Source organism: Comamonas sp. Z3 (assembly GCF_008121565.1).
Classification (GTDB): Bacteria; Pseudomonadota; Gammaproteobacteria; order Burkholderiales; family Burkholderiaceae_C; genus Comamonas; species Comamonas brasiliensis.
Genome location: NZ_VOQU01000003.1, coordinates 575,704 through 596,940, shown reverse-complemented (window position 1 = coordinate 596,940; position 21,237 = coordinate 575,704). Strand labels below are relative to the sequence as shown.

The 21,237-nt window shown below is 60.0% G+C and carries 28 protein-coding genes; 5 read left to right on the top strand and 23 right to left on the bottom strand.

The features are described 5' to 3' along the window. The first annotated feature begins 139 nt into the window (after positions 1-139). Positions 140-652, top strand: a complete 513-nt coding sequence (locus FSY59_RS11260; RefSeq protein ID WP_003059393.1) for a TlpA disulfide reductase family protein — start codon at positions 140-142, stop codon at positions 650-652. A 151-nt stretch (positions 653-803) separates the two neighbouring features. On the opposite strand, the gene FSY59_RS11255 is transcribed toward FSY59_RS11260, so the two are convergent. Further along, the gene (locus tag FSY59_RS11255) at positions 804-1,250 is read right to left on the bottom strand and encodes a cytochrome c (RefSeq protein WP_003081732.1); all 447 of its coding nucleotides are present in this window, start codon (positions 1,248-1,250) and stop codon (positions 804-806) included. Between the two features lie 137 nt (positions 1,251-1,387). On the opposite strand from FSY59_RS11255, the gene FSY59_RS11250 reads away from it, so the two are divergent. Then, positions 1,388-2,092, top strand: a complete 705-nt coding sequence (locus FSY59_RS11250; protein ID WP_050785884.1) for a cytochrome b/b6 domain-containing protein — start codon at positions 1,388-1,390, stop codon at positions 2,090-2,092. An 82-nt stretch (positions 2,093-2,174) separates the two neighbouring features. Beyond that, complete coding sequence (locus FSY59_RS11245) at positions 2,175-2,663, top strand: GNAT family N-acetyltransferase (RefSeq protein ID WP_019042017.1); 489 nt, start codon at positions 2,175-2,177, stop codon at positions 2,661-2,663. Between the two features lie 116 nt (positions 2,664-2,779). Here FSY59_RS11245 and FSY59_RS11240 read toward each other — a convergent pair whose 3' ends face one another. The 21 genes from FSY59_RS11240 to FSY59_RS11140 all read right to left on the bottom strand — a co-directional run bounded on the left by FSY59_RS11240 (position 2,780) and on the right by FSY59_RS11140 (position 17,730). Further along, positions 2,780-3,286, bottom strand: a complete 507-nt coding sequence (locus FSY59_RS11240; RefSeq protein WP_003059399.1) for a peroxiredoxin — start codon at positions 3,284-3,286, stop codon at positions 2,780-2,782. Positions 3,287-3,402: 116 nt separating this feature from the next. Beyond that, positions 3,403-3,672, bottom strand: coding sequence for a 30S ribosomal protein S17 (rpsQ, locus tag FSY59_RS11235; RefSeq protein WP_003059401.1), 270 nt, complete (start codon positions 3,670-3,672; stop codon positions 3,403-3,405). A 9-nt stretch (positions 3,673-3,681) separates the two neighbouring features. Beyond that, a complete protein-coding gene (rpmC, locus tag FSY59_RS11230; RefSeq protein WP_003059403.1) occupies positions 3,682-3,879 on the bottom strand; it encodes a 50S ribosomal protein L29 in 198 nt (65 codons plus the stop codon). A 10-nt stretch (positions 3,880-3,889) separates the two neighbouring features. Continuing rightward, a complete protein-coding gene (rplP, locus tag FSY59_RS11225) occupies positions 3,890-4,306 on the bottom strand; it encodes a 50S ribosomal protein L16 (protein ID WP_003059405.1) in 417 nt (138 codons plus the stop codon). A gap of 2 nt (positions 4,307-4,308) precedes the next feature. Then, positions 4,309-5,178: a 30S ribosomal protein S3 gene (gene rpsC, locus FSY59_RS11220; RefSeq protein WP_003059406.1), complete on the bottom strand. Its 870-nt coding sequence runs from the start codon at positions 5,176-5,178 to the stop codon at positions 4,309-4,311. Between the two features lie 16 nt (positions 5,179-5,194). After that, positions 5,195-5,527: a 50S ribosomal protein L22 gene (rplV, locus tag FSY59_RS11215; RefSeq protein ID WP_003059408.1), complete on the bottom strand. Its 333-nt coding sequence runs from the start codon at positions 5,525-5,527 to the stop codon at positions 5,195-5,197. 10 nt (positions 5,528-5,537) lie between these two features. Beyond that, on the bottom strand, positions 5,538-5,813 hold the full coding sequence (rpsS, locus tag FSY59_RS11210) for a 30S ribosomal protein S19 (RefSeq protein ID WP_003059413.1): 276 nt from the start codon (positions 5,811-5,813) through the stop codon (positions 5,538-5,540). Positions 5,814-5,823: 10 nt separating this feature from the next. Continuing rightward, positions 5,824-6,648 carry a 50S ribosomal protein L2 gene (rplB, locus tag FSY59_RS11205; RefSeq protein ID WP_003059414.1) on the bottom strand — a complete coding sequence of 275 codons (825 nt, stop codon included), beginning with the start codon at positions 6,646-6,648 and terminating at the stop codon, positions 5,824-5,826. 2 nt (positions 6,649-6,650) lie between these two features. Beyond that, positions 6,651-6,965 carry a 50S ribosomal protein L23 gene (gene rplW / locus FSY59_RS11200; protein WP_003059415.1) on the bottom strand — a complete coding sequence of 105 codons (315 nt, stop codon included), beginning with the start codon at positions 6,963-6,965 and terminating at the stop codon, positions 6,651-6,653. Beyond that, positions 6,962-7,585 (bottom strand): 50S ribosomal protein L4, encoded by a 624-nt coding sequence (rplD, locus tag FSY59_RS11195; RefSeq protein ID WP_003059416.1) that lies wholly within the window; start codon positions 7,583-7,585, stop codon positions 6,962-6,964. Before rplD ends, rplW begins: the two co-directional genes overlap by 4 nt. Next, on the bottom strand, positions 7,585-8,259 hold the full coding sequence (gene rplC / locus FSY59_RS11190; RefSeq protein ID WP_003059417.1) for a 50S ribosomal protein L3: 675 nt from the start codon (positions 8,257-8,259) through the stop codon (positions 7,585-7,587). The genes rplD and rplC overlap by 1 nt, the downstream gene beginning before the upstream one ends. Before the next feature lie 200 nt (positions 8,260-8,459). Next, complete coding sequence (gene rpsJ, locus FSY59_RS11185; RefSeq protein WP_003059431.1) at positions 8,460-8,771, bottom strand: 30S ribosomal protein S10; 312 nt, start codon at positions 8,769-8,771, stop codon at positions 8,460-8,462. Between the two features lie 25 nt (positions 8,772-8,796). Continuing rightward, positions 8,797-9,987 (bottom strand): elongation factor Tu, encoded by a 1,191-nt coding sequence (tuf, locus tag FSY59_RS11180; RefSeq protein ID WP_003059342.1) that lies wholly within the window; start codon positions 9,985-9,987, stop codon positions 8,797-8,799. A gap of 180 nt (positions 9,988-10,167) precedes the next feature. Next, positions 10,168-12,276 carry an elongation factor G gene (fusA, locus tag FSY59_RS11175; RefSeq protein WP_003059436.1) on the bottom strand — a complete coding sequence of 703 codons (2,109 nt, stop codon included), beginning with the start codon at positions 12,274-12,276 and terminating at the stop codon, positions 10,168-10,170. 145 nt (positions 12,277-12,421) lie between these two features. Continuing rightward, positions 12,422-12,895 carry a 30S ribosomal protein S7 gene (gene rpsG, locus FSY59_RS11170; RefSeq protein ID WP_003059438.1) on the bottom strand — a complete coding sequence of 158 codons (474 nt, stop codon included), beginning with the start codon at positions 12,893-12,895 and terminating at the stop codon, positions 12,422-12,424. A gap of 168 nt (positions 12,896-13,063) precedes the next feature. Further along, positions 13,064-13,441: a 30S ribosomal protein S12 gene (gene rpsL, locus FSY59_RS11165; protein WP_003059441.1), complete on the bottom strand. Its 378-nt coding sequence runs from the start codon at positions 13,439-13,441 to the stop codon at positions 13,064-13,066. A 236-nt stretch (positions 13,442-13,677) separates the two neighbouring features. Then, on the bottom strand, positions 13,678-14,850 hold the full coding sequence (locus FSY59_RS11160) for a D-alanyl-D-alanine carboxypeptidase family protein (protein WP_003059442.1): 1,173 nt from the start codon (positions 14,848-14,850) through the stop codon (positions 13,678-13,680). A 151-nt stretch (positions 14,851-15,001) separates the two neighbouring features. After that, a complete protein-coding gene (locus FSY59_RS11155; RefSeq protein WP_043370607.1) occupies positions 15,002-15,640 on the bottom strand; it encodes an alpha/beta hydrolase in 639 nt (212 codons plus the stop codon). 150 nt (positions 15,641-15,790) lie between these two features. Next, entirely contained in the window at positions 15,791-16,147 is a 357-nt protein-coding gene (locus FSY59_RS11150; RefSeq protein ID WP_003059444.1) for a ferredoxin, read from the bottom strand. An 11-nt stretch (positions 16,148-16,158) separates the two neighbouring features. Beyond that, entirely contained in the window at positions 16,159-17,256 is a 1,098-nt protein-coding gene (locus FSY59_RS11145; protein ID WP_034400093.1) for a VanZ family protein, read from the bottom strand. 57 nt (positions 17,257-17,313) lie between these two features. Next, positions 17,314-17,730, bottom strand: a complete 417-nt coding sequence (locus FSY59_RS11140; protein ID WP_148728974.1) for a CopD family protein — start codon at positions 17,728-17,730, stop codon at positions 17,314-17,316. A gap of 132 nt (positions 17,731-17,862) precedes the next feature. Between FSY59_RS11140 and hemB the strand changes: the two genes are divergently transcribed. Together hemB and FSY59_RS11130 are read left to right on the top strand one after the other, a co-directional pair. Next, positions 17,863-18,873, top strand: coding sequence for a porphobilinogen synthase (hemB, locus tag FSY59_RS11135; protein ID WP_003059450.1), 1,011 nt, complete (start codon positions 17,863-17,865; stop codon positions 18,871-18,873). Positions 18,874-19,005: 132 nt separating this feature from the next. Next, positions 19,006-20,205, top strand: a complete 1,200-nt coding sequence (locus FSY59_RS11130) for a magnesium transporter CorA family protein (RefSeq protein ID WP_148728973.1) — start codon at positions 19,006-19,008, stop codon at positions 20,203-20,205. 199 nt (positions 20,206-20,404) lie between these two features. Here the strand turns inward: FSY59_RS11130 and FSY59_RS11125 are convergent, their stop codons facing one another. Continuing rightward, a complete protein-coding gene (locus tag FSY59_RS11125; protein WP_148728972.1) occupies positions 20,405-21,097 on the bottom strand; it encodes a dienelactone hydrolase family protein in 693 nt (230 codons plus the stop codon). Positions 21,098-21,237: the final 140 nt, after the last annotated feature.

Below are 21,237 nucleotides of genomic sequence, written 5' to 3'. Positions count from 1 at the left end.
GCAGCGGCATGGGCCCGGCCTGCTACGCAAGCCTAGGGTTGACCCGTGGGTCAAGCAGTAGGAACTGAACTTTCTGCGTGTTTGGCACACCAAACCACAGATCAGCAAGATGCTGAAGATTTGTGCACAATCAATCTCTATGGCAAGCAAACATTGGATCGCAGGCATTGTGGCGGCCGCCGTCATCGGCGTCGGGGCCTGGGTGTATTCGGGCGCAGGGCAAACCGCGGCGCCGCAATCCACCTTTGTGCTGCTGGACGGCAGCCAGAAAACCACCGCCGACCTCAAGGGCAAGGTGACGCTGGTGAACTTCTGGGCCACCAGCTGCACCACCTGCGTGGCAGAGATGCCCGAGATCATCAGCACCTACCAGAAGTACCAGGGCAAGGGCTTTGACACCCTGGCCGTGGCCATGAGCTACGACCCGCCCAGCTATGTCGTGAACTTTGTCGAATCGCGCAAGCTGCCCTTCCAGGTCGCGCTGGACAACACCGGCAATGTGGCCAAGGCCTGGGGCGATGTGCAACTCACCCCCACCACCTTCATCGTCAACAAGCGCGGCGAAATCGTGAAGCGCTATATCGGAGCCCCCGACTTTGAGCAGCTGCACAAGCTGATCGAGAAGCTGCTGGCCGAGCCTGCGAACGCCTGAACTCATTCAAAAACATAGCTGGTAGCGCACGCTGTTGTTCGATTTCAAGATGAAATAAAGCTGAAATCACCTATCAGCATGCGCAAGGCGCTCATAAAAAAACCGGCACTGCCGGTTTTTTTGCGTCTGCTTGATGCAGAACAGTCTTGACTTACTTATTGCGGAAGCTGTCGTGGCAGCTCTTGCAGCTATTGGCGGCCGGGCCGAAAGCCGTCTTGAGATTGTCCAGATTGCCGGTCTTGGCGGCAGCGTTGAGCTTGACGACTTCTGCTTCCATCTTGCCCGACAGGTCATGGAATTTGGCCTGCTCCTTCCACACCTCGGGCTTGGCCTTGCCGCCTTCGGTGCCGGCGCCGAAACCGGCCCAGGGCAGCTTGGACATGAAGGCCACGACCTCGGCGCTTTCCTGCGCGCTCTTGGCATCGAAGGGCATCTTGCCGTTGGCCATGGCGCCCAGACGGCTGAAATGCGTGCCCAGCACACTCAGCGCGCTCTGGCGGTATTTGATGGCATCTTCAGCCTTGGCAAACTGGGCCGAGGCAGGCAGGGCCACGGTGGCAACCACAGCAGCGAATGCCAGAGTGGAAAAAGCTTTCATCGGGGTATCCTTTCTTGGTTCTGCAGCTCACCACAGGCGGCTGCAGAACCAGTATGGCAGAGTCACCCAAAGGCCGCGATTTGGGCTTGCCGCCTTGCCAGGGCACAATGTCCGGGTCCATCAGCCATGAAAAAGCCATGACAGAGTCCGCCACACAAGCCGCCACGGAAATCCACAGAATCCGGATCTGGGATCTGCCCACCCGCCTGTTTCACTGGCTGCTGGCGACCTGCATCGTTGCCCTGGTCGTCACCGCCAAGATGGGCGGCAATGCCATGAACTGGCATCTGATACTGGGACAGGTGGTGCTGGCCCTGCTGGTCTTTCGCCTTCTCTGGGGCCTGGTCGGCGGGTATTGGTCGCGCTTTGGCAGCTTCATTCCTTCCGCGGCCGCCATGAGACGTTATCTCAGCGGCGCCTCGACCACGCAGGACCGCGCAGGCCACAACCCGCTGGGCTCGCTGTCGGTCATCGCGATGCTCGCCGTGCTGATGGCGCAGATCGCAAGCGGGCTGATGAGCGATGACGAAATTGCCTTCAGCGGTCCCCTGACGCGCTTTGTCTCGGGCGAGCTGATCTCCAAGGCCACCGACTACCATGCTCACTGGGGCCAGTACCTGATTTATGCACTGGTCGCACTGCATCTGCTCGCCCTCATCGGCTACAGCCTCAAAGGCAACAAGCTGCTGCCCGCCATGGTGACGGGCGACAAATGCCTGGCAGAACCGGTCACGGCGAGCCGCGACACCGCCGCCACCCGCATGCTGGCTGCGCTGCTGGCCGTGGTGGCAAGCGCACTGTCCTGGTGGGTCCATCAACTGGGCCAGGGCGCTGCTTTCTGAGTTCTGACGACGCAGCCTGCGCTTTAACCATGAAGAGCACTTGCCGCTACACTGACCCTTCTTTCATCATCGCCTAGTTGCCGTGGACAAGCCCGCCGTGGACTTGCTGACGCCCGGACTGGAGGAAATGGGTGCTGTGCGCCAGATCTTCCAGGAGTATGCGGACAGCCTGAACATCGACCTGGAATTTCAAGGATTCGAATCCGAAATCGCCGATCTGCCCGGCGACTATGCCCCGCCCCGCGGCCAGATACTGCTGGCCCATGTGGACGGTGCTCTCGCCGGCTGTTGCGCGCTGCGCCCGCTCGATGACTGCGACTATCCCAATGCGGCCGAAATGAAGCGCCTGTATGTGCGCAAGCCCTTCCGCGGCTTCGGCCTGGGCCGTCAGCTGGCCGAGGCCATGCTGGACGTGGCACGCCAGAGCGGCTACGACCATGTGCTGCTCGACACACTGGACGACATGGAATCCGCCCGCGCGCTGTATGTGGACCTGGGCTTTGCGTCCATCGAGCCCTACTATCACAACCCGCTTCCAGGCGCACACTACCTCAAGGCCGATCTGTTCTGAGCGCGGACGCGAAAAAGGCATTGCCAAGCTGGCAATGCCTTTTTTTATGGCGCCGCACCAAGCCGCCTTGCGGCGAGAACATCATTCCCGTGCGCAGCGGCTCAGAGCTTCACCCATCAAGCCTTGGCCTGGGCCAGCATGGTGGCGGCGTCGCTGACTTCAAACTTGCCGGGAGCTTCCACGTTCAGGGTCGCAACCTTGCCGTCCTTGACCAGCATGGAGAAGCGATTGGCGCGCAGACCCAGGCCCTTGCCGTTCAGGTCCAGCGTCAGGCCGGTGGCCTTGGCAAATGCCGCATCGCCGTCGGCAATCATGCGCACCTTGCCAGCCACCTTCTGGTCGCGGCCCCAGGCGCCCATCACGAAAGCATCGTTCACGGACAGGCACCAGATTTCGTCCACGCCGGCAGCCTTGAGTTCTTCAGCCTTGGCCACATAGCCTGGCAGGTGCTTTTCGGAGCAGGTAGGCGTGAAGGCACCGGGCACGGCAAACACGGCAACGGTCTTGCCGGCCAGTGCTTCGGGCAGCTTCACGGGGTTGGGGCCGAGGCTGCAGCCATTGCCTTCCACTTCCACATATTCCATCAAGGTCACTGCGGGCAGGGCATCACCAACTTTAATCATGACTATCTCCTTTGTTGCAAAGCAAGGACCGCGTTCTTGGCGGCCCAAATAAAAAAACGACCCACAACATTGTGGGTCGTTTTCAAGGGCTTTGCAGCCGGTGGGCCTGGTTAGGCTTACACCAGGGCAGCCTTTTGAACCAAGCGGGTAGCAACCCAATTCTTGGTCTTGGAGAGAGGACGGCTCTCGGTGATTTCAACCACGTCACCCAGCTTGTACTCACCTTGCTCGTCGTGAGCGTGGTACTTGCTCGACTTGATCATGATCTTGTCGTAGATGGGGTGCTTGACGCGGCGTTCCACGAGAACGGTCACAGTCTTGGCACGCTTGTCGCTGACCACCTTGCCAATCAAGGTGCGCTTGAGGGATGTTTTAGCTTCCGTCATGTCGGCTCCTTACTTGGCGGCTTGCTTTTCAGCAAGGATGGTCTTGGCACGAGCGATGTCACGGCGTGTAGCCTTGATGGTCGCAGTGTTGCCCAGTTGTTGCGTGGCCTTTTGCATGCGCAGACCGAAGTGAGCCTTTTGCAGGGACTTCACTTCAGCTTCCAGACCAGCCACGTCTTTTTGGCGGAGTTCAGCAGATTTCGTCATGTTGATCTCCTTAAGCACCAATGTGACGGGACACGAAGGTCGTGCGCAGAGGCAGCTTTGCAGCAGCCAGGCGGAACGCTTCACGGGCCAGCTCTTCAGGCACACCCACGATTTCGTAGATCACCTTGCCGGGCTGGATTTCGGCCACGTAGTACTCGGGGTTGCCCTTACCGTTACCCATACGCACTTCGGCGGGCTTGGTAGAGATGGGCTTGTCCGGGAACACGCGGATCCAGATACGACCACCACGCTTGACGTGACGGGAAATTGCACGACGTGCAGCTTCGATCTGGCGTGCGGTCAGACGACCACGGTCAGTAGACTTCAAACCGAAATCGCCGAAGGCAACGGAGTTGCCACGGGTAGCGATGCCGGTGTTGCGGCCTTTTTGTTCCTTACGGAACTTGCGGCGTGCAGGTTGCAGCATGTTTATTCTCCTTTACCGTCCGCTGCTGTAGCGGGCGCGTCGGCCTTACGAACGCGCTTAACGGAATCAGCACCAGCGCCAGCAGGCTTGTCGCTGCCATCGGCAGGAGCGGCATTGGTGCCTGCGGGACGACGGCCACCACGGCCAGCGCCATCACGGCCATCACGGCGACCGTCACGACGGGGACCACGGGGACGACGCTCGTCTTCAGGACGGGGCGTTTCCACGGCGGGCAGATCGTTACGGCCCAGGGTGTCACCCTTGTAGACCCAGACCTTCACGCCGATGATGCCGTAAGTCGTCTTGGCTTCGGAGAAGCCGTAGTCGATGTCGGCACGCAGAGTGTGCAGAGGCACGCGGCCTTCGCGGTACCACTCGGTACGAGCAATTTCGATACCGTTCAGACGACCGGAAGACATGATCTTGATGCCTTGAGCACCCAGACGCATGGCATTCTGCATGGCACGCTTCATGGCGCGGCGGAACATGATGCGCTTTTCCAGCTGTTGGCAGATGGAGTCAGCGATCAGCTTGGCATCGATTTCGGGCTTGCGCACTTCTTCGATGTTCACAGCCACGGGCACGCCCAGGCGAGCAGCGAGTTCCTTCTTCAGGGCCTCGATGTCTTCACCCTTCTTGCCGATCACCACGCCCGGACGAGCCGAGAAAATGGTGATGCGGGCGTTCTTGGCAGGACGCTCGATCAGAACGCGAGCCACGGCGGCGTTCTTCAGCTTGGCCTTCAGGTACTCGCGCACCTTGATGTCTTCGGCCAGCATGCCGGCGAAGTCACGGTTGCTAGCGTACCAGCGGCTTGCCCAGTTGCGGCTCACCGCCAGACGGAAGCCGGTAGGATGGATTTTCTGTCCCATATTCTTCCTTAAGGCCTCAGTTACCCACTGTCACATAGATGTGGCAGGTAGGCTTGCTGATGCGGTTGCCGCGGCCCTTGGCGCGAGCAGTGAAACGCTTGAGCGTAGTGCCTTGCTCGACGTAGATGGTCTTGACCTTCAGTTCGTCGATATCGGCGCCGTCGTTGTGCTCAGCGTTGGCGATAGCGGATTCCAGAACCTTCTTCACGATCACGGCAGCTTTTTTCTGCGTGAACTGGAGAATGTTCAGAGCTTGATCCACCTTCTTGCCGCGGATCAGATCCGCGACCAGGCGACCCTTGTCAACAGACAGGCGGACGCCACGGAGAACAGCACGTGTTTCAGACATGTTCTATTCCTTACTTCTTGGCTTTCTTGTCCGCAGGGTGACCCTTGAAGGTACGAGTCAGCGCGAATTCACCCAGCTTGTGGCCAACCATCTGGTCAGTCACATAAACCGGCACGTGTTGCTTGCCGTTGTGCACGGCGATGGTCAGACCGATGAACTCGGGCAGGACCATGGAGCGACGCGACCAGGTCTTCACTGGCTTCTTGTCCTTGGTGGCGATGGCCTTTTCGACCTTGGCCAGCAAGTGATGGTCAACAAACGGACCCTTTTTAAGAGAACGAGTCATTTGCTACCCCTTACTTCTTACGGCGCGACACGATCATTGTCTGTGTGCGCTTGTTGTTACGGGTGCGGTAGCCCTTCGTCAGATTGCCCCATGGGTCAACTGGGTGACGGCCTTCACCGGTCTTACCTTCACCACCACCGTGCGGGTGGTCGACAGGGTTCATGACCGTACCGCGGACGGTAGGACGAATACCCATCCAACGCTTCACACCGGCCTTGCCCAGACGGCGCAGGCTGTGTTCTTCGTTGGCAACTTCACCGATGGTGGCACGGCACTCGATGTGCACCTTGCGGACTTCGCCCGAACGCATACGCACTTGAGCGTAGATGCCTTCGCGAGCCAGCAGAGTGGCGGAGGTACCAGCCGAGCGAGCGATCTGAGCACCGGCACCGATCTTCAGTTCGATGCAGTGGATAGTCGAGCCCACGGGGATGTTGCGGATAGGCAGGGTGTTGCCCACGCGGATAGGAGCTTCGGAGCCGCTGATGATGGTAGCGCCGACTTCCAGGTTGCGAGGAGCAATGACGTAGCGACGTTCGCCGTCTGCATAGCACACCAGAGCGATGTGGGCAGTACGGTTGGGGTCGTATTCAATGCGTTCAACCTTGGCGGGGATACCGTCCTTGTTGCGCTTGAAGTCCACCACACGGTAGTGGTGCTTGTGACCACCGCCCTTGTGGCGAGTTGTGATGTGACCGTTGTTATTACGACCGGCCTTCTGGAATTGAGCTTCCAGCAGGGGGGCAAAGCCCTCACCCTTGTGCAGGTGGTCGCGAGTAACCTTCACCGCGCCGCGTTGGCCGGGGGTCGTAGGTTTGAGCTTGATAACAGCCATGATTACGCAGCCTCCCCAGACAGGTTCAGCTCTTGACCGGGCTTGAGCATCACGTAAGCCTTGCGCACATTGTCGCGACGGCCAACGGTCTTGCCAAAGCGCTTGGTCTTGCCCTTGGTGTTCACCACAGACACGCCTGCCACTTCAACCTTGAACATCAATTCCACAGCGGCCTTGATTTCGGGCTTGGTAGCGTTCTGCAGCACCTTGAATGTCACAGCATTGGACTTTTCAGCAACCAGAGTGGCCTTTTCGGACACGATGGGAGCGACCAGCACTTGCATCAGACGACCTTCGTCAAACTTGGTAGTGCTCATGCGAACATCTCCTTGAGTTTGTCGATCGCACCCTTGGTGACGAGCACTTTCTTGTAGTGCACCAGCGACACGGGGTCTGCATAGCGCGGCTCAACCACGAACACGTTCTTCAGATTGCGGGATGCCAGGTACAGGTTCTCGTCGATTTCTTCAGCGATCACCATCACCGACGAAGACAGGTTCATAGCCTTGAACTTGTCTGCCAGCACCTTGGTCTTGGGTGTATCCAGCGTCAGGGACTCCACAACTGCCAGACGGCCTTCGCGGGCCAGCTGAGACAGGATGGCAGTCATACCGGCACGGTACATCTTCTTGTTGATCTTCTGCGAGAAGTTTTCTTCGGGCAGATTGGGGAAGATGCGACCGCCGCCACGCCACAGAGGCGAGGAGGACATACCAGCACGTGCACGGCCTGTACCCTTTTGCTTGAAAGGCTTGGCGGTGGTGTGACGCACTTGTTCACGGTCCTTCTGGGCGCGAGTGCCTTGACGTGCGTTGGCACGGTAGGCAGTCACCAGCTGGTGGACCAGGTCTTCGTTGAATTCACGACCGAACACAGTCTCGGGAGCTTCCACCTTGGAAGCGGCCTGGCCTTGTTCATTCAGGAGTTCGAGCTGCATTAGTTCGCTCCTTTGGAAGCTTTAGCCTTGATCGCGGGGCGCACGGAAACGAAGCCACCCTTGGCGCCAGGAATGGCACCCTTGATCAACAGCAGTTGGCGTGCTTCGTCGATACGAACCACGTCGAGGTTTTGAGTAGTGACGGTTTCGTCGCCCATGTGGCCAGTCATACGCTTACCGGGGAACACGCGACCGGGGTCTTGTGCCATACCGATAGAACCGGGGACATTGTGCGAACGGCTGTTACCGTGCGAAGCGCGCTGCGAACTGAAGTTGTGGCGCTTGATCGTGCCGGCGTAGCCCTTACCGATGGAAGTGCCTTGCACGTCCACCTTCTGGCCGACGCTGAACAGCTCTGCCACAGGCAGAACAGCACCAGCGGCATACTTGCCAGCGGTTTCATCGGTCACGCGGAATTCACGGGTCACTTCACCGGCTTCGACACCCGCCTTGGCGAGGTGGCCGGCTTGAGGCTTGGTCACGCGAGAAGCCTTGCGTGCACCGAAAGTGACCTGCAGGGCCACATAGCCATCGTTCTCTTGGGTTTTGACCTGAGTCACGCGGTTGTTAGAAACATCCACCACTGTGACAGGCACTGCGTCCCCATCATCAGTGAACAGACGCATCATGCCCACCTTGCGACCCAGCAACCCCAGGGAGTTGCTCAGACTCATTTGTTTGCTCCAAAACTTTTGCCGCTGAAACTGCAATTGGCCCAGCGTTGCGCCTCGGCAATCATGCCTAGCACACAAAAGAAGGTTAATAAAACTTCGCATCAAAGGCGAAGCTCCAAATTTTAACGCGAACTGCTTTTTCAAGCAAGTTCGCGTTAAACAAAGACCCTCAAAAGCCTCTTGCGAGGCTTCCAAAACTCTTATTGCAGTTTGATCTCGACGTCCACACCTGCGGGCAGGTCCAGCTTCATCAGAGCGTCAACAGTCTTGTCAGTCGGATCCACGATGTCCATCAGACGCTGGTGCGTACGGATTTCGAACTGGTCGCGGCTGGTCTTGTTGACGTGAGGCGAACGCAGGATGTCGAAGCGCTTCATGCGTGTCGGCAGGGGCACGGGCCCCTTGACGATGGCGCCGGTGCGCTTGGCGGTATCAACGATTTCGGCTGCAGACTGGTCGATCAGCTTGTAATCGAAAGCCTTCAGACGGATGCGGATTTTTTGCTTAGACATTGTTAATTCCTAGCTTTTCTAAGAATTAGGCAATGATCGTGGCAACCACACCGGCACCCACAGTACGACCACCTTCGCGGATAGCGAAACGCAGACCTTCTTCCATGGCGATGGGAGCGATCAGCTTCACGGTGATCGACACGTTGTCGCCAGGCATCACCATTTCCTTGCCTTCGGGCAGTTCGATGGAGCCGGTCACGTCAGTTGTACGGAAGTAGAACTGGGGACGGTAGTTGTTGAAGAAGGGAGTGTGGCGACCGCCTTCGTCCTTCGACAGCACATAAACTTCAGCAGTGAAGTTGGTGTGGGGCTTGATGGAGCCGGGCTTGCACAGCACTTGGCCGCGTTCCACGTCTTCACGCTTGGTGCCGCGCAGCAGCAGACCCACGTTGTCGCCAGCTTGACCTTGGTCCAGCAGCTTGCGGAACATTTCCACGCCGGTGACGGTGGTCTTGACGGTGTCCTTGATACCGACGATTTCGATTTCTTCGCCGACCTTGACAATACCGCGCTCGATACGGCCAGTCACCACGGTACCGCGACCGGAGATGGAGAACACGTCTTCCACGGGCATCACGAAGGCGCCGTCAACAGCACGCTCGGGAGTGGGGATGTAGGTGTCCAGAGCTTCGGCCAGACGCAGGATAGCGGGTTCACCCTTGTCGGATTGGTCGCCTTCCAGAGCCAGCTTGGCAGAGCCGCGGATGATGGGGGTGTCGTCGCCGGGGAAGTCGTACTTGGACAGCAGCTCGCGCACTTCCATTTCGACCAGTTCCAGCAGTTCTTCGTCGTCCACCATGTCGGCCTTGTTCAGGAACACGATGATGTAGGGAACGCCCACCTGACGCGACAGCAGGATGTGCTCGCGAGTCTGGGGCATGGGGCCGTCAGCAGCGGAGCAAACCAGGATAGCGCCGTCCATCTGAGCGGCACCAGTGATCATGTTCTTCACATAGTCAGCGTGGCCGGGGCAGTCCACGTGAGCGTAGTGGCGGTTGGCAGTTTCGTATTCAACGTGCGAAGTGTTGATCGTGATGCCACGAGCCTTTTCTTCGGGAGCGTTGTCGATCTGCGAGTAGTCCTTGGCTTCACCGCCGAAGTGCTTGGACAGCACGGTAGCGATAGCAGCAGTCAGGGTGGTCTTGCCGTGGTCAACGTGACCGATGGTGCCCACGTTCACGTGGGGCTTGGTACGTTCGAACTTTTCTTTTGCCATGATTTCTCCGAAAGAGCAAAAACCTGTGTGATGTTTAAGGTCTGCACCTCATTGCTGATTCGCCCCGCACAGGAAACAGGACGGCATGGGATCGCAGACCGGCAAAAATCGCGGCAATCCTCAAGGGACTGCCGCGATTGGAAGCCTTAGATTATGACGGATTCGTCAAACCTGCGTCAATTACTTGGCGCGGGCAGCAACGATGGCTTCGGCCACGTTACGAGGAGCTTCAGCGTAGTGCTTGAATTCCATGGTGTAGCTGGCGCGACCTTGAGTCATGGAACGCAGCGAAGTGGCGTAGCCGAACATTTCGGACAGGGGCACTTCAGCCTTGATGGCCTTGCCGCCACCAACCATGTCGTCCATGCCCTGCACCATGCCGCGGCGGGAAGACAGGTCACCCATCACGGTACCGGCGTAGTCTTCGGGTGTTTCCACTTCCACAGCCATCATGGGTTCCAGGATGACGGGGTTGGCCTTGCGAGCAGCTTCCTTGAAACCGAAGATAGCAGCCATCTTGAACGCCATTTCGTTCGAGTCCACATCGTGGTACGAACCGAAAGTCAGGCGCACCTTGACGTCCACCACGGGGTAGCCAGCCAGAACACCGGAAGTCAGCGCTTCGATCACGCCCTTTTCCACCGCAGGGATGTATTCGCGAGGAACCACACCGCCCTTGATTTCGTCGACGAACTCGAAGCCCTTGCCGGCTTCCTGGGGTTCCAGAGTCAGAACCACGTGACCGTACTGGCCCTTACCGCCGGACTGACGAACGAACTTGCCGTCCACGTCCTTGACCGTGCTGCGAATGGTTTCGCGGTAGGCAACCTGGGGCTTGCCCACGTTGGCTTCCACGTTGAATTCGCGCTTCATGCGGTCAACGATGATTTCCAGGTGCAGCTCGCCCATACCGGCGATGATGGTCTGACCGGATTCTTCGTCGGTACGCACGCGGAAGGAAGGATCTTCTGCAGCCAGACGCGACAGAGCGATACCCATCTTTTCCTGGTCGGTCTTGGACTTGGGTTCCACAGCCTGTGCAATCACGGGCTCGGGGAACACCATGCGTTCCAGCACGATAGGTGCAGCGATGTCGCACAGGGTTTCGCCGGTGGTCACGTCCTTCAGACCCACGCAGGCAGCGATGTCGCCGGCACGGATTTCTTCGACTTCCACGCGGTCGTTGGCCATCATCTGCACGATACGGCCGATACGTTCCTTCTTGCCCTTGACGGCATTCAGAACGGTCTCACCCTTGCTCAGAACGCCGGAGTACACGCGCACAAAGGTCAGCTGGCCCACGAAGGGGTCGGTCATCAGCTTGAAGGCCAGAGCCGAGAACTTCTCGGCGTCGTCGGCCTTGCGGCTCAGCTTCTTCTCTTCGTCATCGGGGTCGGTACCGGTAACGTCAGGGATGTCCACGGGAGCGGGCAGGTAGTCGATCACGGCGTCCAGCATGCGCTGCACACCCTTGTTCTTGAACGCGGTGCCGCACAGCATGGGCTGAATTTCGGTGGCCAGGGTACGAGTACGCACGCCGAGCTTCACTTCTTCTTCAGTCAGAGTACCTTCTTCCAGGTACTTGTTCATCAGCTCTTCCGAAGCTTCGGCAGCGGCTTCCACCAGGTTTTCACGCCACTTGTTGGCGGTCTCCACCAGCTCGGCGGGGATGTCCTGGTATTCGAACTTCATGCCCTGGGAAGCTTCGTCCCAGATGATGGCCTTCATCTTGACCAGATCGACCACGCCCTTGAAGTTGTCTTCGGCACCGATTGGGATCACCACGGGCACAGGATTGGCCTTCAGGCGCAGCTTCATCTGGTCGTAGACCTTGAAGAAGTTGGCACCGGTACGGTCCATCTTGTTCACAAAGGCCAGACGAGGCACCTTGTACTTGTTAGCCTGACGCCACACGGTTTCGGACTGGGGCTGCACGCCACCCACAGCGCAATAGACCATGCAAGCACCGTCCAGCACGCGCATGGAACGCTCGACTTCAATCGTGAAGTCCACGTGGCCGGGGGTGTCGATGATGTTGAAGCGGTGCTCGGGATAGGACAGGTCCATACCCTTCCAGAAGCAGGTCACTGCAGCGGAAGTGATGGTGATACCACGCTCTTGCTCTTGCTCCATCCAGTCGGTGGTAGCAGCGCCGTCGTGCACTTCGCCCAGCTTGTGGGTCACACCGGTATAGAACAGGATACGTTCTGTAGTAGTTGTCTTACCTGCGTCAATGTGAGCGGAAATACCGATGTTGCGATAGCGCTCAATGGGGGTCTTGCGAGCCATGATGGATCCTTGCTTGATCGTATGGGAGTACTGCCGGCCCCGCATTGTGCGCAGGAGGCAGCAGCTCTATATGGGGGCGCTCAGAATCGACACAAGGCCGCAGCAAGTTTTTGCATGCGGCCCTGTATCTCGAGCGAGATTCCGATTAGAAGCGGAAGTGGCTGAAGGCCTTGTTGGCTTCGGCCATACGGTGCACTTCGTCACGACGCTTCATAGCGCCGCCACGGCCTTCCGTAGCTTCCAGCAGCTCGTTGGCCAGGCGTTGAGCCATGGACTTCTCGCCACGCTTGCGGGAGGCTTCCTTGATCCAGCGCATGGCCAGAGCCAGACGACGGACGGGGCGCACTTCCACGGGCACCTGGTAGTTGGCACCGCCAACACGGCGGGACTTCACTTCGACCATGGGCTTGACGTTGTTGATGGCAACAACGAAAGCTTCCAGAGGGTCCTTGCCAGGATGCTTCTTCTCGATCAGGTCCAGAGCGCCATAAATGATGCGCTCAGCAACCGCCTTCTTGCCGCCTTCCATGATCACGTTCATGAATTTGGACAGCTCTACATTGCCGAACTTGGGATCCGGCAGGATTTCACGTTTGGGGACTTCGCGACGACGTGGCATTTTTTACCTCTATCTTTGCTTCAGTTGGCATCTTTTCAGATACCGCGAGAGCTATTCAAAACTCTCACTTACTCGACCCGCACAAAACATTCGTGCTCAGGGCCACTACGTTTGACCGCGCCAGTCAGGCGAATCAAACACCGTTTGTTTTCAAAAAACCAGGGCTGATTACTTAGCCTTAGGCTTCTTGGCACCGTACTTGGAGCGAGCTTGCTTACGGTCCTTGACGCCTTGCAGGTCCAGGGAACCGCGCACGATGTGGTAACGCACACCGGGCAAGTCCTTCACACGGCCGCCACGCACCAGCACAACGCTGTGCTCTTGCAGGTTGTGGCCTTCACCGCCGATGTACGAAATCACTTCGAAACCGTTGGTCAGACGAACCTTGGCCACCTTACGCAGAGCCGAGTTAGGCTTCTTGGGAGTGGTGGTGTACACACGGGTGCACACGCCACGGCGTTGGGGGCAGTTTTCCATAGCAGGGCTCTTGGATTTAACAACTTCTACCGTGCGGCCCTGACGCACGAGTTGGTTAATGGTTGGCATTAATTAAACGTCCCTAAACGTGAATTTGCTTCGTGAAAGCAAAAGGTTTATCCGCAAAAACAGATGCTGATGCGGAAACGTGAATCCCTTCGGAAATTCCGAAAAGCCCTCGAATGTACCAGCTTGCGCAAATCAGCACAAGCACCAGCGGGCAATAGCCCCCAGGCAGCAAGATGCTTTGCATGACCGATCAAGGGCTGTCACCGGCAGGAGCAGCCTCCTGCCGGCCCGGGAACTTACTTGATCCAGAGGCGGATGGTGTCCCACAGACGGCCGAAGAAGCCGGCCTGCTCGACGGCCTCAAGCGCCACCAGCGGCACCTCGGCCACCACATCCGCGCCCGACTTGACCTTGAGCACACCCATGGACTGGCCCTTGGCGATAGGAGCGATCAGCGGATCCTGGCGCACCACTTCGGTGGTCAGCTTGCCACCGGTACCCGAGGGCACCGTCACCACCACAGCGCCGTCGGCCTTGCCGATCTTGACGGCATTGGCAGCACCCTTCCAGACAGCAGGAGTGGCGACGGGCTGATCGGCATCGAACAGCTTGACGGCATCGAAAGCGGTGTAACCCCAGTTCAGCAGCTTCTGGCTTTCGTTGGCACGCGCTTTTTCGCTGGCCGTCCCCAGCACGATGGACAGCAGACGGCGCTGGCCCACATTGGGCAGATCGCGCTTGGCCGTGGCCACCAGGCAGTAGCCGGCGGCATTGGTATGGCCGGTCTTCAGGCCGTCCACGGTGGGATCACGGAACAGCAAAGCATTGCGGTTGCTGCCGTTGGACGCGGGGGTGCCGGGATAGCTGTATTGCTTGGTGGAGTAGTAGTGCATGTACTCGGGGAAGTCATGCATCAGGCGCTGGGCCAGTATGGACAGATCACGCGCCGTCGTCAGGTGGCCGGGCTCGGTCAGACCTTCGGGGTTCTTGTAGCTGGTGTTCTTCATGCCCAGGGCCTTGGCCTGGTCATTCATCATCTTGACGAAGTTCTCGGCCGTACCCCCCACGGCCTCGGCCAGTGCCATGGTGGCATCGTTGCCGGACTGGATGATCATGCCGCTGAGCAGGTCATTGACCGGAACCTGCATCTTGGGGTCGATGAACATGCGCGAGCCGGGCATCTTCCAGGCGCGCTCGCTCACGGGCATGCGTTGCTCCAGCGTGATTTTCTTGGCACGCAGGGCGTCGAACACGACATAGGCCGACATCAGCTTGGTCAGCGATGCCTGCTCGACGGGAGCGTCGATATCCTTGGCTCCCAGCACCTGGCCGGCAGTGACGTCCACCAGCAGATAGTTGCGGGCAGCGATTTCGGGAGGGACAGGGGCCGCCACCTGTGCCATGGCAAACACGGGCGCCACTGCGGCCGCAACGGCCAGAACACGCAGTGTGGAATAGATGGGCTTCATGAAGAGGGTTCTCGCTAAAGCAAAGGTAAGCGCGGTGATTTACCGTCGAAAACGGCCAAAACCAAGGATATACCTCGGCTTGGCGCTATGAAAAGAGGGGTTACCGAGACGGGGCAGCAATTCACGTGCGTCAGGGTGTGGGGACTGGCTCTTATTGGGACTTCAGGTGGCGCACCACCAAGTTCTTGAGCAGAGGCAATTGTCCGTGAAAGAAATGACCGACCTGCGGAATCACGGTAACAGGCAGTATCTGCGGGCGGGCCCAGTCCATCACGGCGGACAGTGCCACCGTGTCGTCCGCCTCGCCGTGAACCACCAGCGTCTGGTCATGGGCGCCGGCAGGCACGGGAGCCACCTCGAAGCGGCTGGCGGCTGTACCGACCAGCACGGCCTTCTGCACCCGCCCCTCATCCCAGAGCTGGGCCAGCGCATGGCTGGTGACAAAGGCGCCAAAGGAAAAGCCGGCCAGGGCGATCGGGCCTTCGGGAGCCACCTGCTGCACCACGGCCAGCAAATCCTGCAGCTCGGCCTTGCCGGCGTCATATTCGCCGGCACTGGCACCCACGCCGCGAAAATTGAAGCGTACGGCCGTATAGCCGCACTGCACAAAGGCACGCGCCAGCGTCTGGACCACCTTGTTGTCCATGGTGCCGCCAAACAGCGGATGAGGATGGGCGATGATGACCACCCCCCTGGGGCTCTGCCCTTCGGCCAGTTGCGGCGCATCGCGCAGGGTTTCGATCACACCGGCAGCGCCGGTCAGCATCAGTCGTTCAGTCTGAGAATTCACTACGCTATCCTAGTTATAGCTATCAGCGCTTGCTGTTATTAGGCTGACGCTTAAAAATGCTTAAAGTTCCTGAACGAGCATGCTGCACCGCGCACCGAAGGTGTCATCCCTGCGGCGCCACCCAGGCAAGGCCCCCGGGGAAAGCCCCGGTTATCGGCCTACGCTGTCAGGCAGCACCAGGCGCTCGACCACCTTGCCGTTCTTCAGATGGGATTCGACGATTTCATCGATATCGCTGTCGTCGATAAAGGTGTACCAGACGGCCTCTGGGTAGACCACGGCCACGGGGCCGCCCGCGCAGCGATCCAGGCAACCGGCCTTGTTCACTCGCACCTGACCCTTGCCAGCCAGCCCCTCTTCCTTGACTTTGCGCTTGCAGTGGTCAAAGCCCGCCTTGGCACCGTGCAGAGCGCAGCAGTCCTCGCCATTGGGGCGCTCGTTCAGGCAAAAGAAGATATGGCGCTGGTAGTAGCCACCGGCTTGGTCTTGATTCTGGGTGTCGCTCATAGTGGCTCATTCTAGGCAGGCTGCTGGCGACGCGAGAGGCGAATCACTACATACGCCAGTGTGACGTAAGGCCAGAGCCAGCCGAGCCACTGACCCAGTCCGTAGAAGCGGATGAAGCGCCCCTGCTCCCAGGCCTGCAGGGTCTGAGCGAAGTAGACATTGGTGGGAGCCTGGTTGAGGATGCTCAGATGCAGCACCAGCACCAGAAGCAACAGCACGGTGCACACCCGGCGCGAGGCCGGCAGCGCAATCACGGCCAGACCCAGCCCTCCCCAGACGCCCAGACGCACCGGCAGATCCACCCACTCCCAGGCATGGGCCGGCCCCCAGCTCAGCGCGGCCGACAGCGCCGTCACGCCCACACCTGCCGCAATCAGCAGCAGCCCCGCCAGCGCGCGGCGGCCCATGTGTCGCACGGCACAGTAGGCCAGCAGACAGGGTATCCACAGCCCCAGCATTACACAGAGCATCTCCGTCACCAGCGACAGCGGCGTCAGGGCGAAATCGCCCAGCGGCAGCCAGTCTTCGAACGGCGTATTCAGCAACCAGTCCTGCAAGGTGTCGTCAATGCGTTCCAGCACCTGTCCCAGGCCGAAGGGCACGGCCGCCGGAAACAGCAGCGCAAACGGCCACAGTGCCAGCAGCACCAGCACGCCCGCACCGCCCTCACCCAGCCACTGGTTGCGAAAAGCGCTCCAGCGCGACAGTGCCCCCAGCCTCTCCAGCAGCGCAGCCAGCAGGGCACCGATCAGGGTACCGCCGGCATTGAGCACCAGATCCAGATTGGACGGCACGCGGCGCGGCAGATAAATCTGCAGAAACTCCATGCACAGGGACAGCAGCGTGCCAGCAAGGAAAGCCAGCGGCACGGCCAGCCTGGGCTGGCCCGAGCGCATCAGGGCCAGTGCCAGGAAAAAGCCCAGCGGCGCATAGCCGACGATATTGGTGTTGACGTCGAACCAGGTCCAGTACGGCGGCGGAATCCTGGCAAACAGAAACACGCTGGGATCAATCCCCTGTGCGCGCCAGCCGTCGAACGGGAACAGGCTGGCAAACACGATGAGCAGGCCATAGACCAGCGCCAGCGGCCAGGCCGAGGTATGGCGCATGGAAATCACCGGCACCGCGGAATCGGACACAGTCGCCTCCTACTCTCGGCACAAGACTCAGAAGGGCTTGACCACCACCAGAACCACGGCAGCGATCAGCAGCAGCACCGGCACTTCGTTATAGAAACGGAACCAGCGATGGCTTTTGTGACAGGTGTTGTCCGCCAGCTTGCGCAGCAGCACGGCACAGCTGTGGTGATACCCGATGACCAGCAGCACCACGGCCAGCTTGGCATGCAGCCAGCCGCCCGCAAAGCCCCAGCCCAGCCACAGCCACAGGCCCAGGCCCAGCGCAGGCACGGCCAGCATGGTGGTGAAGCGCAGCAGCTTGCGCGCCATCAGCAGCAGGCGCTCGCGCTCTGCCACCGAGCCCGGAGTGACCATGGCGACATTGACAAAGATACGCGGCAGATAGAACAGACCAGCAAACCAGCTGGCGACAAAAATGATGTGAAAGGCTTTAACCCATAGCATGGGGCCAGTGTAAAGGCCTGCGCCGCGCCACAGCCGCTGCGCACCGCGTCTTTACCCCGCAATGAGACAGCCGTCATGGAATAGTCACTCAGCTGCAAGCCAAGCCACGGCGGATGGGGCACAATTTTCCCCATGCATCTGTCCAGCCCCACTCCTTTTCCCCAGAATCGTCCGCGCCGTCTGCGCCGCGATGCTTTCACCCGCAATCTGGTGCGCGAGAGCGTGCTGACGCCGCACGACTTCATCTACCCCGTGTTCGTGCACGAAGGCCAGAACAAGCGCGAGGCCGTTCCCTCCATGCCCGGCGTGGACCGCCTGAGCCTCGATCTGCTGCTGCCCGTGGCCGAGGAGTGCGTGAAGCTTGAGATTCCCTATCTGGCACTGTTCCCCGCCATTGAATCCAGCCTCAAGACGCCCGACGGCAAGGAAGCCCTGAACCCCGACGGTCTGATTCCGCGCGTGGTGCGCGCACTGAAGAAGGAATTTCCCCAGCTGGGCGTGATGACCGATGTGGCCCTGGACCCCTATACCAGCCACGGCCAGGACGGCATCCTGGACGAGAGCGGCTACATCATCAACGATGACACCGTGGAAGTGCTGGTCGGCCAGGCCCTGGCCCATGCCGAAGCCGGCGTGGACATGGTGGCTCCCAGCGACATGATGGACGGTCGCATCGGCGCCATCCGCGAGGCGCTTGAGCTGCAAGGCCACATTCACACCCGCATCATGGCCTACAGCGCCAAGTACGCCAGCGCCTTCTACGGTCCCTTCCGCGATGCCGTGGGCACGCGCGGCGCCCTGGGCAAGGCCGACAAGAATGTCTACCAGATGGACCCGGCCAACACCGACGAAGCCCTGCGCGAAGTGGCGCAGGACATCGCCGAGGGCGCGGACATGGTCATGGTCAAGCCCGGCATGCCGTATCTGGACGTGGTGCGCCGCGTCAAGGACGAGTTCAAGGTGCCGACATTCGCTTATCAGGTGTCCGGCGAATACGCCATGCTCAAGGCCGCGGCCGCCAACGGCTGGCTCGATCATGACGCAGTGATGATGGAAGCACTGCTGGCCTTCAAGCGCGCCGGCGCCGACGGTATCCTGACCTACTTTGCCATCGACGCCGCCAAGAAGCTGCGCGGCCTGTAACAAAATTGATAGCTATCAGCGCAGGTCATGCTTGCGCCTGAGAGCATTTCAGGCATGATCTGACGGCCCAGGCAGCTTGCACGGGCCGTTTTTGCATCTGCTTTTGCACTGACATCGAGACTGCCTATTCCCATGCGCGTGCTGCATATCTCTCCCCTCTATGCCCAGCCTGTTGACGGACTGCCAACGCAGGCTGCGACGACGGGGTTTTACTGGGTCTCCTGCGCACGCTCGGAGCTGGAGACTCAGCTGCCGGCCATTCAGACCATGCTGACCAGGCTGGGCGGCTCCGCTCTCGTGGACCTGCATGTCTCCGACCTGCTGAATCCGGCCATCCCTTCCAACTACGACTACACCTCGGTATACGACGTGCTGGTGTTCCGCCGTCTGGCCAACGCCCATCTGCCGCCGCTCAACGGCAGCCACGCCTCGCCCGCGCCAGCCGTGGCCGCACCGCCTGCCCTGGTGGCCGGCACCGGCAGTGCGGCATCCAGCGCCCCGCCGCCATCCCACAGCCTGGCCCACAGCGGCCAGCGCGAAGCGCCGGTGCTGCAACGCGTGGAAACGCAGCCCGTGGGCTTTGCGCTGTATGACCAGATCCTGCTGTCCGTGCATCCCGACGGCTGCTTTGTACTGGAAAACTTCTGGCAGCGCCTGATCTCCGGCCCCGCCAAGACTGACGGTCGCCAGGTCAGCAGCAAGATGCCCGTGGAGCCTGCGGACCTGATGCTGCGCATGGTCAACGGCATGGTGGACGGCTATCTGGACCTGCGCCGCACGCTGACGCGCCAGATCGACCACTGGCAGATGGCGCTGCTCAAGCCCAACAAGCGCTTCAGCAACTGGGCCAGCGTGCTCGATGTGCGCCTGGCGCTGCACCAGCTGGATGAAATCTGCGAAGACCAGCGCGCCGCCGTGCAGGACTGGACCGAGGCACTGGAGGGCTGGCCGCCCGAGCACACCCCCGCGCGCCAGCATGAGCGTGAGTTGCTGCGCGTGCGCTCACGCGACGTGCTCGAACATATAGAGCGCGTGACCCACCATATTCACCGCATGGAGCAAAGCGCCGAGACCGCCGTGCAGATGCACTTTTCGGCACAGAGCAACCGAGCCAACGACATCATGCGCACGCTGACCACCGTGACGGCCATCTTTCTGCCGCTGAACCTGATTGCCGGCATCTTCGGCATGAACTTCGAGTTCATCCCCTTCGTGCACAAAAAGGACGGCTTCATCTGGGCCCTGGCGGCCATGGTGATCATCACCGTGGTACTGGTGGCCTATTTCTGGCGCCGCCGCTACCTGGAAAGCGAAGAAAAGGACTCCCCCTGAGCGGCTCTGCCGCCTCACCTTGTCTCTTCGGGAGGGGGATGACCGCCTCGGTGCGGGGCGGCGCGGCCGGCGTAGGCCCTTCCTCACTGTCTCTGCACTGAGGCAGTACGCGCCTTATGGCTTGACCCCATAATTTGAATAAAACTAGCTTCTAGCACTTGTGCATAAAGGGCCAGAAGCTATTGTTTTGATACTTCGATCAGCCTAGGTGCTGTTTGAAGAAGGCCAGAGTGCGCTCACCTGCCAGCGCTGCAGCGGCTTCGTTGTAGGAGCCGCGCTGGTCGCAGTTGAAGCCGTGGTCGGCGTCGTAGACATGCACTTGTGCCTGGGGCTGTGCCTTCTTGAAGGCTTCGACGGACTCCAGCGAGATGTAGTGATCCTTGCTGCCGAAGTGGGCCAGCACCGGGCACAGCGCCTGACGGCTGGCTTCCAGCTCGCCCGTCATGCCGCCGCCGTAATAGCAGACTGCAGCAGAAACACTGGCCAGGTTGCAGGCCGAGCGCCAGGTCAGCAGGCCGCCCCAGCAAAAGCCCACCACACCGATCTTGCCGCCGGGCACCAGCGTCGCGGCATGGGCCACGGCCGCCTCCACATCGCGCAGCGCGCCAGGCTCGGGCAGGGCTTCCACCGCAGTCTTGAGAGCAAAGCCGGCCTTCATATCGTCTTCGGTGTAGCCCAGCTCCACATCGGGCTTGACGCGGTCAAACATGGCGGGGGCCACGGCCACATAGCCCTGGGCAGCATAGCGGTCTGCCACGGAGCGGATATGCGAGTTCACGCCGAAGATCTCCTGCAGCACCACGATGGCACCGCGTGCCTGGCCCTCGGGCATGGCCACATAAGCGGGGGTTTTTACGCCATCCACGGCTGTCAGTTCAACAAAGCTGCCCATTGCGAAGCTCCTTAACATGGTTCAAAAGGGAAATCCGCGACGCGGTCGCCAGCAATGCTGTAATGGCTGGTGCCGCGTCGACGATTCGCTCATTTTTTCACAGGAGTGTTCATGCCAGCTATCCCGGCCCCACAAAAGGC